11 protein-coding genes are annotated in these 14,849 nt (G+C 45.5%); 6 read left to right on the forward strand and 5 right to left on the reverse strand.

The window, feature by feature from the left end; genetic code table 11:
• Nucleotides 1–70 precede the first annotated feature (70 nt).
• The 6 genes from HW45_RS19500 (at nucleotide 71) to HW45_RS19525 (ending at nucleotide 6,123) form a co-directional block, all read left to right on the forward strand.
• The gene (locus HW45_RS19500; protein WP_031494037.1) at nucleotides 71–442 is read left to right on the forward strand and encodes a YacL family protein; all 372 of its coding nucleotides are present in this window, start codon (nucleotides 71–73) and stop codon (nucleotides 440–442) included.
• 207 nt (nucleotides 443–649) lie between these two features.
• Entirely contained in the window at nucleotides 650–988 is a 339-nt protein-coding gene (locus HW45_RS19505; RefSeq protein WP_038229080.1) for a P-II family nitrogen regulator, read from the forward strand.
• A gap of 18 nt (nucleotides 989–1,006) precedes the next feature.
• On the forward strand, nucleotides 1,007–2,236 hold the full coding sequence (locus HW45_RS19510; RefSeq protein WP_038229081.1) for an ammonium transporter: 1,230 nt from the start codon (nucleotides 1,007–1,009) through the stop codon (nucleotides 2,234–2,236).
• Nucleotides 2,237–2,372: 136 nt separating this feature from the next.
• Nucleotides 2,373–3,383, forward strand: a complete 1,011-nt coding sequence (locus tag HW45_RS19515; protein WP_038229082.1) for a Fe(3+) ABC transporter substrate-binding protein — start codon at nucleotides 2,373–2,375, stop codon at nucleotides 3,381–3,383.
• Between the two features lie 83 nt (nucleotides 3,384–3,466).
• Nucleotides 3,467–5,092, forward strand: coding sequence for an ABC transporter permease (locus tag HW45_RS19520; RefSeq protein ID WP_038229083.1), 1,626 nt, complete (start codon nucleotides 3,467–3,469; stop codon nucleotides 5,090–5,092).
• Nucleotides 5,092–6,123, forward strand: coding sequence for an ABC transporter ATP-binding protein (locus HW45_RS19525; RefSeq protein ID WP_038229084.1), 1,032 nt, complete (start codon nucleotides 5,092–5,094; stop codon nucleotides 6,121–6,123). The genes HW45_RS19520 and HW45_RS19525 overlap by 1 nt, the downstream gene beginning before the upstream one ends.
• Before the next feature lie 210 nt (nucleotides 6,124–6,333).
• Here HW45_RS19525 and HW45_RS19530 read toward each other — a convergent pair whose 3' ends face one another.
• The 5 genes from HW45_RS19530 to HW45_RS19550 are packed head-to-tail and all read right to left on the reverse strand — an operon-like array spanning nucleotide 6,334 to nucleotide 14,806.
• On the reverse strand, nucleotides 6,334–7,746 hold the full coding sequence (locus tag HW45_RS19530) for a phosphoglucomutase/phosphomannomutase family protein (RefSeq protein ID WP_038229086.1): 1,413 nt from the start codon (nucleotides 7,744–7,746) through the stop codon (nucleotides 6,334–6,336).
• Between the two features lie 60 nt (nucleotides 7,747–7,806).
• Nucleotides 7,807–10,212, reverse strand: coding sequence for a GH36-type glycosyl hydrolase domain-containing protein (locus HW45_RS19535; protein ID WP_038229087.1), 2,406 nt, complete (start codon nucleotides 10,210–10,212; stop codon nucleotides 7,807–7,809).
• A 21-nt stretch (nucleotides 10,213–10,233) separates the two neighbouring features.
• Complete coding sequence (locus HW45_RS19540; protein WP_038229088.1) at nucleotides 10,234–12,204, reverse strand: beta-N-acetylhexosaminidase; 1,971 nt, start codon at nucleotides 12,202–12,204, stop codon at nucleotides 10,234–10,236.
• Between the two features lie 9 nt (nucleotides 12,205–12,213).
• Nucleotides 12,214–13,092 (reverse strand): N-acetylglucosamine kinase, encoded by an 879-nt coding sequence (locus tag HW45_RS19545; protein WP_038229089.1) that lies wholly within the window; start codon nucleotides 13,090–13,092, stop codon nucleotides 12,214–12,216.
• Nucleotides 13,085–14,806 carry a glycoside hydrolase family 9 protein gene (locus HW45_RS19550; RefSeq protein WP_038229091.1) on the reverse strand — a complete coding sequence of 574 codons (1,722 nt, stop codon included), beginning with the start codon at nucleotides 14,804–14,806 and terminating at the stop codon, nucleotides 13,085–13,087. The genes HW45_RS19545 and HW45_RS19550 overlap by 8 nt, the downstream gene beginning before the upstream one ends.
• Between the last annotated feature and the right edge of the window lie 43 nt (nucleotides 14,807–14,849).

Here is a 14,849-nt window from a genome sequence, read left to right on the forward strand (position 1 = left end):
GTTGTTGAGTATACCTGATTGCTAGTGATTCTGAGGTATAATCGGCGCGAGTTTACAGAGAGAAAAAGTGATGGAATTCGAGTTTATTAAAAACAGTTTCACTGGTGAATATCTAGTGAAGTGCGAAATGGGTCAAGAAGTGATCGCTAGATTACTTCAAGAAGAAGTTAGTACCGACGACCGCACCATCATGGAAATAAAAGCACTGCTATCGAAAGCGTCACAATTTTCTGGTAATGAACACAAATGGCAGGGCAAAGAGATTTCTTTGAGTATTCTCGAGTCTGAAGTCCATGTGTATGAAAATACGTTAGCTTTTGAGACGTTAACGGAGTCCGAAGAAGAGTTTTCACTGTATGAAAGTGAAAGCTACAGTGAGTGTGGTTTGGAGGATTTCTTGTCTGTTATCGAGCAGTGGGAGCGCTTTATACATAATCGCTAAGTGGATAATACGGTTATTTTGCACATTCTTAGTGCTAATAACATTTAACGCATTATTTTTGTGAATGCCTTGCACCAATAAAGTGCAAGGTATTTTCATTTTTATAACATATAAAACTCGAATCCTTATATTTCAATAGGTTAAAAAGTTGGCACGCACCTTGATTGCTGTTTTAAGCAACAGGGATAAAAAGGCGAAGGGGATGCCATGAAACTTATTAACGCAATCATTAAACCATTCAAGCTGGATGATGTAAGAGAAGCACTTGCAGATGTAGGCATTGAAGGGATGACAGTTTCTGAGGTCAAAGGATTTGGTCGTCAGAAAGGTCACACAGAATTATATCGCGGTGCAGAGTATCAAGTGGACTTTCTACCGAAAGTGAAGCTGGAAATTGCAACGCACGCAGACAACGTAGACCGAGTTATAGAAGCTATCACTAATGCGGCTCAAACCGGCAAGATTGGCGACGGAAAAATATTTGTGTACGACCTAGCCCAAGCAGTACGTATTCGTACGGGCGAAATGGATGCTGAAGCACTTTAAGGGATTGGAGAACATATTATGGAATTAGCAACAACAGTCAGCGAACTGCGTTATGCGCTAGACACTTTTTACTTTCTTATTTCAGGCGCGCTCGTAATGTGGATGGCGGCAGGCTTTGCCATGTTAGAGGCTGGCCTAGTTCGCTCAAAAAACACCACTGAAATCTTAACCAAAAACTTCTGTTTGTACGCTATCGCATGTACTTGTTATCTCATCGTGGGTTACAACATTATGTATGTGGACAATGGCGAAGGCGGCTGGCTACCATCGTTTGGTGCGCTAATCGGCACTCAAGGTGAAGGTGCAGACCACTCTCTAGAGTCGGACTTCTTCTTCCAAGTTGTTTTCGTAGCAACAGCAATGTCAGTGGTATCCGGTGCGGTTGCTGAGCGTATGAAGCTTTGGTCTTTCCTTATCTTCTCTGTCGTACTAACGGCATTTATTTATCCTATGGAAGGTTATTGGACTTGGGGTGGTGGTTTCCTATCAGAAGCAGGCTTTAGTGACTTTGCTGGCTCAGGTATCGTTCATATGGCGGGTGCAGCGGCTGCATTAGCTGGTGTTCTGTTGCTAGGTGCTCGTAAAGGCAAGTACGGCAAGAATGGTGAAATCTACCCAATTCCAGGTTCAAACATGCCTTTAGCGACTCTAGGTACGTTTATCCTATGGTTAGGCTGGTTCGGTTTCAACGGCGGCTCTCAATTAATGGTTTCAGATTTTGAGAACGCGACAGCGGTAGGTCAAATCTTCCTTAACACTAACGCAGCAGCAGCAGCGGGTGCTATTGCAGCAATGCTAGTGTGTAAAACAACGTGGGGTAAAGCTGACTTAACTATGATTCTCAATGGTGCGTTAGCGGGTCTTGTTGCTATCACTGCTGACCCTCTATCTCCTTCACCTGTGTACTCAGTAGCTATTGGTGCAGTAGGCGGTGCGCTAGTCGTATTCAGCATCATTGGCCTAGACAAGCTTAAGATTGATGATCCGGTTGGTGCTATCTCTGTTCACGGTGTGTGTGGTTTCTTCGGCCTAATGGTAGTGCCACTAAGCAACGGCGATGCAACGTTTGGTGCTCAGCTTTTAGGCGCAGCAGTTATCTTCGGTTGGGTATTCGCGGCAAGTCTTGCAGTCTGGGCAGTGCTGAAAGCGACAATCGGTATTCGTGTAACAGAAGAAGAAGAATTAGAGGGTATGGACATGCACGATTGTGGTGTAGGTGCTTATCCGGAGTTTGTTAGTGTTAAGTAATGTTTCGTTACAAACTTAATCAAAACCTGCCTTTTATGGCAGGTTTTTTTATATCAGATCATTGTTTTCAGAATTAATATGAATATAATAACGCAACTGATAAACGTTCTCATTATGAATTAAAGGAACTAAAACGATGAAAAAACTGCTAACTCTTTCAGCAATTGCAGCTAGCTTTGCAGCACCAGCGATGGCTGCTGAAGAAGTCAACGTTTACTCTTACCGCCAACCTTTCCTTGTTGAGCCTATGTTTAACGAGTTCACTAAAGAAACGGGCATTAAAGTAAACGTAAAGTTTGCTAAGAAAGGTCTGGCAGAAAAACTTCAGCAAGAGGGCGAATATAGCCCGGCTGACGTAGTGTTAACCACAGATATTAGCCGTCTAGCGGAATTGACTGACAAGGATGTAGTTCAAGCGGTAGATAGTGACGTAATCAACGCTAACGTTCCTGCTCAGTACCGCGATAAAGAGAACGAGTGGTTTGCATTAACACTGCGTACTCGTAACGTATACTCTTCTCGTGACCGCGTAGGCAAGCTAGGTAATGATTTTGATTATATCGACCTAGCAAACGCTGAGTACAAAGGCAAAATCTGTACTCGTAGCGGTAAGCATCCTTACAACGTATCTCTTGTGTCTTCTATGATTGCTCACCACGGTGAAGCGGAGACAAAAGAGTGGCTAGAAGGCGTAAAAGCTAACCTAGCACGCAAACCACAAGGCAATGACCGCGCTCAAGTGAAAGCGATCAGCGAAGGCCTGTGTGACGTATCTCTAGGTAATAGCTACTACCTAGGTAAGATGGTTAATGATAAAGAGCAAAAAGCTTGGGCTGATGCGGTATACATTAACTTCCCGAACCAAAACACAACGGGTACTCACGTAAATATCAGTGGTATGGCAATGGCGAAATACTCGCCAAACAAAGACAACGCATTGAAGCTAATGGAGTTCTTAACAGGCGACAAAGCTCAGCAAATGTATGCAGAAGTTAACTATGAGTACCCAGTAAAAGAAGGCGTTAAGCGTTCTGAGCTTGTGGCATCATGGGGTGATTTCAAAGCAGATAAAATTTCGCTCGATGAGATTGCCGAATATCACAGTGCTGCAATCAAATTGTTAGACGAAGTTAAGTTCGACCTATAATCGACAGAAAGGGGGTATAATACCCCCTTTGTTATTCTGGTTAAGAACTTCCGACTTCGTGTCGCCTGCTGTATGTTTAGGCAATGAAAGAAAAAAATGATGTTTGGAAAACCAGTAGTGGAGTGATAACTCTGCTACTGGTTTTGCCTATTTTAGCGATCTTCTACACGGCACTTGGTGAATCAAGTGATCTCTTCTCACACCTCCTTGCGACGGTGATGCCCACCTACATCTCAAATACGGTCAAATTGGTTGCTGGTGTCTTGGTACTCTCTTTGTTTTTGGGGGTTCCTAGTGCATGGCTGATGGCTATGTGCAAACTGCCAAGTGAAAAAGTGTTGCAGTGGGCTTTAGTGCTACCACTTGCCATGCCAGGGTATATCATTGGCTATATTTTTACCGATTGGTTTGACTTTGCTGGTCCCATCCAAATATGGCTACGAGATGTCTTTAGCTGGCAAGCAGGGGATTACTGGTTTCCTGATATTCGCACCGTTGGAGGTGCTACAGTTGTCTTGTCGCTAGTACTGTATCCTTATGTCTATCTGCTGTGCCGTGCGGCATTTATGGAGCAGAACGTCTCACTGTTGCAATCGGCACGTCTGTTAAAGTGTTCTCCGTTGGCAAGCTTTTGGCGCATTTCATTACCACTCGCTAGACCATCGATCGCCGTTGGTTTGTCATTAGTGGCGATGGAGACCATAGGCGATTTTGGTACCGTGAGCTATTTTGCCGTGAGTACCTTAACCACGGCGGTTTACGATACTTGGTTGGGGTATTCTAATTTAAGTGCTGCTGCGAAGATCTCGGCCATGATGATGGTGGTGATCGTGTTGTTACTCGGCGCTGAGCGCTATAGTCGACGTAAGCAAAAGCTATTTCAAAGCCAATACAACAGTCACGAAGATTTTCGCTATGAACTATCGGGCTGGAAAAAATGGTTAGCGCTGTTCTGGTGTTGGGGCTTAGTGTCGATTGCATTTATCTTGCCGCTTGGTCAGTTGATGATTTACGCCTACAAGTATTTTGCGCAAAGCTGGACCGAAGAATTTCAGACCTATGCCATGAATAGCCTTAAAGTGTCATTGATGGCAGCGATTATTGGTGTCTTTGTTGCTATCGTCGTGAACTTCTATCGTAGGCTTGCACCAAATAGAAAAAGTGTGGTCTTTATGCGCGCTTCTTCGCTTGGCTATGCCGTACCGGGAACCGTCTTGGCGATTGGGGTTATGGTCACCGTGTTATTTATGGATCACAGCGTCAACGATTTTGCTAAATGGATGGATTGGCAACGCCCTGGATTGATTTTCTCTGGTTCCATGTTTGCACTTGTTTTTGCAATGGTGGTGCGCTTTTCTGCCGTTGCTATCGGTAGTATTGAAACCAGTTTAAGTAAGGTATCGCCGTCTCTTGATATGGCTTCACGCACTATGGGATGTAAGAAGAACCAAATGTTGCTTCGAGTGCATTTGCCGCTTATCAAACGGGGCGTGTTGATCGCTGGTTTACTGGTGTTTATTGAATCCATGAAAGAACTTAATGCAGCCCTGTTATTGCGTCCTTTCAATTTCGAGACTCTGGCTACTTACGTGTACAACTTTGCTTCTGACGAGCACTTAGAACTTGCCGCGATGCCAGCGGTATTGTTAGTGTTGGTCGGCCTACTACCTCTTATTATTGTTAACCGTTCACTGGAGCAAAATCACTAATGACTACGGCTTTGTCTATCAAAAAACTATCTTGCCAATATGATGGTCAGACGATTTTAGAGTCCTTATCGCTTCAGGTTGAACAAGGTGAAATTGTTTGCTTGTTGGGCGCGAGTGGTTGCGGAAAGACCACGCTACTTAAAGCGGTGGCAGGTTTATTGCCTCTTTCTCAAGGTGTGATGACGCTTGGTGAGCGCGTGATCGACAATGGTGAGACATGGCTAGCGCCAGAGCAGCGTAATATCGGTATGATCTTTCAAGATTATGCGCTATTTCCTCACTTAACCGTAGCTCAAAATGTAGCCTTTGGTCTAAAGGGCATGGCTAAGCAAGAACAAGATGCGATTGTCGAGGAGATGCTGACGTTGGTTCATTTGGATCAGTTTAGCGATCGTTATCCTCATCAACTATCGGGTGGACAACAGCAGCGTGTCGCCATTGCTCGTAGTTTAGCTTATAAACCCGATCTACTTCTGCTCGATGAACCATTTTCTAATATCGATACACAAGTACGACATGAGCTGATTCGAGAGATCCGCAAGATTTTCAAAAAGCAGGGTGTCACAGCCATCTTTGTGACTCACAGTCGAGAAGAAGCGTTTGCGTTTGCCGACAAAATGGCGGTGATGAATCAAGGCGTGATTGAGCAGTATGGTACAGCATCAGAGCTGTATTTCTGTCCATCGAGCAAATTCGTTGCTGACTTTTTAGGTGGCGGAAGCTATCTAGCAGCCACGTTCTTGTCAGGCTCTACATTTAATACGGCCATTGGTCATATAGAAGCATCGTCATGCACCTTGATTGATCAGGGAGCAAAATGCCAATTGCTTGTTCGACCGCAGCACGTCCAGTTAAGGGCCTCAGATAGCAGCTCGATCGCTATTCTTGAGCAGCACTTCATGGGTGATCATTGTCGCTATGTGGTAGAAATTGAGGGTACTAAGGTATTGGGTACTTCGATGGAAGCCTTGTATGTCGGCCAGAATGTGGCTGTAAGCGTAGAGTCACAAGGTATTGTGGCTTTTGCCTAATTACCCAAGTGATAGTTCCTTTGCTCTGTTCAAATACGCACGAAAGGTCACTCTCTTGCAATAAAGTGGCATCGCCAATGACTAGGTACAAAAAAGCCCGGCGACAGTCGCCGGGCAAAATGTTCTTCACCTATAGGGAGCTTCTTACTATTCACTTGGATTGAAAGGTGACTCAACCCAATATACGGTAAGAAGACGAGGACGCAGAGACTATAAAGACAAGAAGTCTTTCATCTGCTGAAGAACATATTCTGCTTGCGCTTTATCTTCCATCTCACAAAAAATACGCAATAGTGGTTCGGTACCAGAAAAGCGAGCAATGACCCAACCACCGTTTTTGAAGTAAACTTTTGCTCCATCGGAGTAGCTGACTTTCTCTACCTCGTAATCGAACTCAGGCAGAGACTTTTCGACATAAATTTTATGGTAAAGGCTGTCCTTTTGAGCCGGTTTGAAGGTGCAATCACCTTCAGCCGTGTAGGCATAACCGTATTTGCTATAAATCTCATCAAGTAGTTCAGAGAGTTTTTTATTGGTGACACTAAGCATCTCCACCAGTAAGCTAGAAGCAAATACTCCGTCTTTGCCTTTGATATGACCACGTATGGTTAGACCGCCAGAGCTTTCACCGCCGATTAATGAGTCGTTGGCCTCCATTTGGGCACTGATGTGCTTAAAGCCTACGGGAACCTCAAAGCTCTTTTCACCATAACTCTGTGCGATTTTATCGAGTAAGTGAGTTGTGGCGATGTTACGCACTACTGAGCCTTTCCAACCTTTGTATTCAAGAAGGTAGTAATAAAGCAGCATTAAGACTTCATTAGGGTGAATAAAATTACCTTTTTCATCAATAATCCCTAAGCGATCAGCGTCGCCATCAGTACCAATACCAATATCGTACCCTTCTGCTGCCACCAAGTGTTTTAGGCGATATAGGGTTGCGGCGCTAGGGGATGGCATAAGCCCACCAAAATCTGGGTTCTTCCCATCGTTAATCACATCGACATCACAGCGACCATTGATCAGTACAGTTTGTAGTGCATTTTTGGCTACGCCAAACATAGGGTCGATCAACACGCGTAGATTGGCTTTTTTAATGGACTCAATATCAATAAGCTCAATGATTGAATCGACAAACTCGTTCATTGGGTTTATTTCGATGATCTGTTGGTTGTCCACGGCGTGCTCGAAGTCGATAGATTTTACCTCCGTAGCAGTTAAGGCCGCGATTTGAGACTCTATCTTTTCAGTAATCACTTCATCGGCATCGCGACCACCTTCAATAAATACTTTAATGCCGTTGTAATCAGCAGGGTTGTGAGATGCGGTGATGCAAGCCGAGTAAGCGCAGTTCATGCTCTTGGCTTTAAACATAACGATAGGCGTTGGCACAAACTTATTGATAAAGTGTACTGGAATTTGGTTCGCGGCTAGCACTTCGGCAAACCAGCGGCCCGCTTTGTCCGATAGAAAACGTCGGTCATAGCCGATGATAAATCCTCGTTCTGCGACGTTTTCATCATTGATGATGTTAGCCAGCGCTTGCGCTACCAGTTTGACGTTATCACGAGTGAACTCTTCACCAATAAAAGCGCGCCACCCGCCTGTTCCAAATTTGATCATACATTGCTCCTTGAGAAGAGCCCCGTAGGGCTCATTATTATGGTCAACTCAGGCTTTTGATTAGCCGAGAACAACGTTGACTTGGTTAACGCTACCCTTAGGTTGTGCAGGAATAGCACCTTCAATATCTTCACCGTTTAAGGTGATACTTGTGACGCCTTTGCTAACATGGTTGGGGTTGGTCACTTTGATATGGTAAGTTGCGCCTTGCCATTCTCGAGTGACTTCAAACTCAGGCCAGCTTGTTGGAATGCATGGGTCAACGATAAGGCCGTCAAAGCTTAAGCGAACCCCAAGGATGTAATTGGTTGCGGCAAAGTAAGCCCATCCTGAGGTACCTGTTAACCATGGATGATTGGCGCGGCCATGATCCTGATGGTCACGTCCCATAATAAACTGTACATAGGAGTACGGTTCGGTAACTCGAGTTTCAATCATGTCGTTCTGGTTATACGGATTTAGAGCGTCATAGAACTTCATTGCTTGATCACCGCGTCCTAACTTAGCTTCAGCGACCCAAGCCCATGGATTAGGGTGAGAGAATATTGCCCCGTTCTCTTTCACTCCTTGGTAGACCCGAGTGACGAAGCCAATATCGTCGTTAGGAGTAGCGAAAGATGGTGCGTTGAGATGTAAGCCGTAATCGGAGTAGAGGTATTCGTCAACCGCGTCCATGGCTTTCTTACCTCGTTCTTCGGAGACCGCGCCTGACACTACCGCCCAAGTGTTTGATTCTAAATGAACCTTGCCTTCGGTCTGTTCGTTAGTTCCGACTTTATCGCCATTTTTGGTAATACCACGGATGTACCAGCCACCATCCTCATCCCAAAGGTGAGTCTCGCAGGCATCTTGAACTTTTTTCGCCATCTGCCCATAGTGTGCCACATCGTCAAGTTGCCCCAATTTACGAGCTAAGTCGACAAACTCTTGTAGCGCCCAGTAGTGAAGGAATGCCACCATAGAGGATTCTCCTCCGCCTAAGTTTAGGCAGTCGTTCCAGTCGGCACGCAGACCTTTTGCAATACCAGTAGCTCCGACATGTTTATCTGTGAAATCAAGCGCTGCCTTCATATGCTCATACACAGTGGCGTCACCACCATCGGCGTAAGGTATGACGTCATTGAAGAAGTCCATTTCGCCAGTTTCCATCACATAGCGGCAGATAGTTGGTACCAACCATAGGTGGTCATCAGAACAGGTATCTGCGATACCGTGGATCTTATCTTCATCGCTAGGTGTTGGCACTACCGTCGGTGATTTAGAAGGTTTAACGTCCGCTTTCTCAGGATCGAACCAATCAGGATCGAATAGGTGCAAACCATAACCAGCCTTAACTTGGCCACGAAGCAGATCGACAATGCGTTTTTTAGTCATTTCAGGAGCAGAGTGAGGGACGGCCATGGCATCTTGGGCCGTATCTCGGTATCCCAAGCCGGTGCGACCTCCCACCTCGATAAATGAGGCAAAGCGAGACCAAACCACACAGGTTTCAGCTTGATACAGAGTCCAAGTATTCAACATGGTATCTAAGCCTTCATTCGGAGAGCTGACTTGAAATTTCGCGCAGCGTGTCTCCCAGTGAGCTTTGATGGCCTCAAAGGCACTATCCACTTCAGATAGGTTTTGATATTTTGCGCGAAGTCTGGCCCCGTTGCCCTTGCCAATACCTAGAATGTAAGCGAAACGAACCTCTTCTCCTGGCTGAATAGTGAATTGCTTATGCAGTGATCCGCAGTGGTTATAACAGGTTTGCGTATGGTTCGAACAACGTCCCTGTTCAACGGCAATAGGGTTCGATTCATCTCGGTAAGCACCAAGGAAATTATCTCTTTGACCATCGTAGCTATCGGGTTCAAAGGTTGATGCTAGGTAGTAGAAGCCTTCAAAATCGTTAGTGTTGTAGAACAAGTCATACTCAATCACACCATCGTTATAATCGGTGCCTGCTGAGTAAAGTGACATCTGGTGGTTTTGGTTATCAGAGGCAATATGACTGAATGAGAACTCAACAAAAGAAAAGGCACTGATAGTGCGAGGCTTATTACTGGTATTACGAATGACAACATCCCAAATCTCAGCATCTTCACCCTTAGGAACAAACAAGGTTTTGGTTGCCTCTATTCCCGCATAGTCACATTTGAATTTCGAGTAAGAAAGACCGTGACGAACCTCATATTGAGCCTCGTCGAGACTCTTGGCTACAGGCTGCCAAGAGATAGACCAGTAGTCTCCGGTTTCGTCATCGCGTAGGTACACATAGTGCCCTGGGCGGTCAAAGCTTGCATTTGGTCTGAATTTGGTGACTCGATTGTATTCCGGTGAGTTGTAGAACGAGTAGCCACCGGCATTATGAGAAATCACAGTACAGAATTTTTCAGTACCAAGGTAATTGGTCCATGGCGCAGGAGCATCGGGACGAGTGATGACGTATTCACGATTCTCGTTGTCAAAGTAGCCGTATTGCATGTCTATATCCTTATGGGGAAATTAAATTCTATCGTTGTTATTGTTGTTCGTCTGGAGATGCGCGTTTTCAGTTTCCTCGATCTGAGTCCAAGGATCGCGATATTGAACACCTTGGCGTTGCAACAAGCTAAGGTGAGCTTTCAGTCTTGCTAAAAATGCGCTGTAGTTTTTTCGATTCTCTGGACACCAAGCAGTCTCTGCTAGAGCGAGTAGTCGGGGGAATATCATGTAATCTAGGCGTTGCTGGTGGCTGACTATTTCAGTCCACAGCGCAGCTTGCATGCCTAGTATCCGTTTTTTGATTGGGTCATCAGAGCTCAGCTCAGAGAGAGGTTCATATAGGTAAGCTTGCTCCAGTGTGATGACGTTTGCCCAATCAACACCAGGCTCTGTTGGGCAGTGATCTTGTGCCATATCCAGATAGGTGGTTTGACCCGGCTGCAGTACGACGTCATAGCCGAGTTTGGCGCAGTTAATAGCTGCTTCTTCGCTTAGCCACGAGTATATGACCGTGTCTTTGCTAACTTTGTGTCCAAAGTGTGCTTCTTCCCAGCCCAGCATGCGTTTACCCAGAGACTTCAGTTTGTCTTCAGCGTAACGGAGTAAATGACCTTGCAGCTCTTTAGAGCTGCTGTAGCCGTGAGTCTCCATTAAAGCTTGGCAACTTGGGCTTTTCTCCCAAACACCCACAGGCACTTCATCTGCACCAATATGAACGTAAGGAGCAGGGAATAGCTCGCTAATCTCTTCTAAGACGATATCAAGGAAGCGATATGTGCCATCGATACCTGGCGACAGCGTATTATCGTTGTAATGTTGGACACTGCGGTAGATAGAGCGGTCATCAGGATCAACCAGCATATGTGGCAATGACTTGATGGCGGCACGGCAGTGGCCTGGAATATCGATTTCTGGAATCACTTGGATGCCGCGTTGTGCGGCAAATGCGACGACGTCCCTAATCTCTTCTTGGCTATAAAATCCGCCATAACGCTGATTGATATGATGAAACTGAGCCTCAAGGGTTTCACTTGGGCCTCGCCAAGCGCCAATCTCAGTAAGCTCAGGTAGCGCTTTTATTTCAACACGCCACCCTTCATCATCCGTTAAATGCCAATGGAAGGTATTCAATTTATAATGAGCAAACAGGTTGATAAGGCGTTTGATGTCTTCAACTGATTGGAAGCTACGCGCACTGTCTATCATTATTCCACGATAAGCAAAACGAGGTTTATCATGAATTTGGCAGAAAGGAATGTAGAGAGTATGGCGCGCTGCATCAAAATCCATCAATTGAATTAAGGTCGCTGCACCATAGATAAAGCCAGACTGACTGGTTGACTCAATGACCACACCGTTATCATTGACGATCAGCTTATATTCTTCAGAATCCAGTACTGGAGAGTGCCTAAAATGAATATCTTGCTGACCAATAGACTTGGATTCGATACTGAACAAGCGAGTTACTTCTTCGGCTAACCAATTGGCAGCAGATTGAAACTCTGTATTGTCGACGGTTATCTGACTATAACGAGTTAGCTCATAGACACCATTATTAAAGTTAGCTGACATCGGCTCTGGAATAAGCTTATGTCTTGCTGCTTTGACGCTAGGTACTTCAGTTGGTTGGTCGATCGCTTCTTTCAACACAATAGGTGACACAGATACGGTGCATTGCGTTCCGGAATCTGTGGTTAGGTAAGCTTCTTTTATACCATCAGAGAGCAGTTTGAATGGTGATGTAGAAATAGCAAACTCTACGTAGCAGTGGTTGTTGGCATAAAGTGGCGTGTTGTTTATCGATAAAGAGCATAGGCTGCCTACTTGCTTCAGCGTTCCATGAGATAAACTGGTTTTCTCAATATGCCTGTCGAAAGCAAAATTGAGTTGCCAATTAGCCACGCTTTTTTCAGAGAGATTATGCAGTGTAAGCCCAAAGCGGCTGCCTTTGGGTAAGATTTCAATCACTGCTAAGTCGATACGAAAGTCCATAGATCTACCTCAATCGTAAAGATTGTGACTTGGCTGTCCTGCCATCATCAACGCACCGTCCATTGCATCTCCTTTTGGAGACACTATCCAACGTTGCGCTGCTGGCGATAACCAATCAAAAATACGTTCGGCAATACTGCCCATTAAACAGATGTTTTCTGCCCCGCGTTGATGCAAGGCGGTAAGAAACATCTCAATATCACGGGCGGTTTGCATCAGTAATTTTTTTGCAAGAGGATCATTGAGATAGGCATACTCAAAAATCTGCGGTGAAAACTGACCGTAATCTCTAGGCAAGGCGATCTTTGACCATTCAACAATATTGTCAATGTCATTGTTAAAATGCGTCATTACGATGTCGGCCAAAGGAGAGGAATCAAAAATACCGTCTTGAATAAGCAACACATCTTGAATCAACCTTAGCCCCATGATAGCGCCGCCTCCTTGGTCAGAAATCGGAAACTCACGCCCACCAACGACGTGCTGCGTTGTACCTGAAATAAACAGACCAACAGAGCCCGTGCCCGCTATCATGATGGCGCCATCTTTGCCTTCATGAGCGCCCAAACATGCGCCGTAGCCGTCGGTATTTAGAGTAATACTGGCAAATGGATGCGGGGCTGATAGGAAAGCGAGGTAACTGGCTTTATGCTCTGCGCCTGCTAGTGCTAGACCCACGTCGACTTGGTTTAAGTAGGAGTCATCCAAACCACCTTGTGTCAGCGCAATGGAGATCGCTTCGATGATTGAGGTTAAAGCAACCTCAGCCCCCAACATGATATTGGCGCTACCACTTTTGCCTTCACCGATAATCGTGCCATCTTTATCTAGAACTCTGGCGCGACACGAAGTGCCGCCCCCGTCGATCCCCGCGATGAATCTAGCCATGATGTTCACCTTTGCTATCGCTATGCTTTAGTGCCACGGCCAACAGATACCATGCAGCATGAGGAATCCACTGCTCACCCCAACGCCAGTTTTGCAGCATGTCGTCTTTTTGATTTCTGGGGTTAAATGCAATATCTCGTTCATCGTCAAAGCCGCCAGTAATGCCGTTACAGATACCGCCATGGGCATTGAAAAATCCTAGCTGCGGTAGATAATCGGGGTTATTAAAACCGTAACCGTCTAACATACACATGTCATAGGGGTTCAACCCTAATATCCAGTCGAGGCAGTGAGCAGCATAGCTCTCTAGCTGTTGCTTTAATGAACTGTCCGAGACTACGTCCTTGGCAATCAAAGCCATGGATGCGAGAGAAGCAATACGGGCATTTTCACCTTGCCACCAATATCCAGATTCGTTGTTATGTGGAATGAAAAAGGCAGAGCGTTTTGGCTCATCAACACCTTTTACATACTGTCTTGGGTAACTAAAGGGGTTAAATAGTTCAGCGGTTACTGTTAGTTCAAATTGACAGGCTTGTGTGACTAATTGCGCGAAACGTTGTTGACGTTCAAAGTTAGTTTCAATAGCGAGATATTCTGCTAATGCAATGACAGGTAAACCCGCTTCAGCAGCGTGGTAAAACGGGCGAGAACCATCACAATCACTAGACCAGAAGAAATCGTAGTTGTCGTCGGCTTTGGCCCGCAAGGCTAATGAGTCCGCCCAGATTCTCGCTTGATCTAAATAAAGGTCTTCACCGCTCGCTTTATAAAGCTCGACCGTCGCCAGCAGTGCACAGTACTCATCAATGATATTAGCAATGCTGTCGTTGAGATATTGCGTATTATGTTCTTGTAAGTGCCAATAGCCTTTTCGGGCTAGCTCAATAAAATGCGTTGCTTGGGAACAGGTGGCCGACTCAGATTGGCTCGCTTTGGCAAGAGCGGCAATAGAGATGCCAGCACCTTGTCGAAAACCCGCTTGATAGTCTTGTTTCTTGTGACCTAATTGAGTCTCGTAGGCACAGATATCGCGCTGTTCGACATCTTTGCTCCACTTATCAAATACGGTCATGTAAAAGTAACCGTCGCTATGTTGCATGCGAGCAAGAAACTCGGCGCCGTAAAGCGCTTCCTCTTGTAAACGTGCACGCATAAAATTTGGGGTGTCTTGTTGTGCGAACAGGATATCGTCCGCTTTCAGCATATTCCAAACCACCATTGGAGTTTGCTGTGGATTGAGGTAATTGGCGTAGGAAAGGTGGCTTAGATATTTACTGACATCTCCAGAAGCATCATACCAACCACCGTGCACATCGGCGGTTTCATCGCTGCCGATAATACGCGCTTGCCTATCGTGTTCATCGAATTGTCCACCGCAGCGTTGAGATTTGAAATAATGAATGACATCAGAAAAACTGCGCGTTAATAGATTATGTTCTTCAATAAGAAAATCATGAGAGCGAACGGACTGGTAGCGAAGGTAGTAACGTCCCGCCTGCTGATACTGACTGAAGTCGATAGTAAAAAACACTCCACAATGCCAGTTGTCGACAGATTGTCCGCCTTCGAGTGTGAGCTCTAGAACGGTGTTTTCAGAATACGCATCAACTAAATATGCAGTCGTCACTGGATGATGTGGATCAGTACACATCAACACTGCGCGTTTCGCATTGTTTACCTGATAGCCAATATGATTAGTGAGCAATTGCATCGTTTTTTCATTCACCTGTCGAGAAGAAGCGCTCCCATTACAG

The organism is Vibrio sp. ER1A (assembly GCF_000733315.1).
Classification (GTDB): domain Bacteria; phylum Pseudomonadota; class Gammaproteobacteria; order Enterobacterales; family Vibrionaceae; genus Vibrio; species Vibrio mediterranei.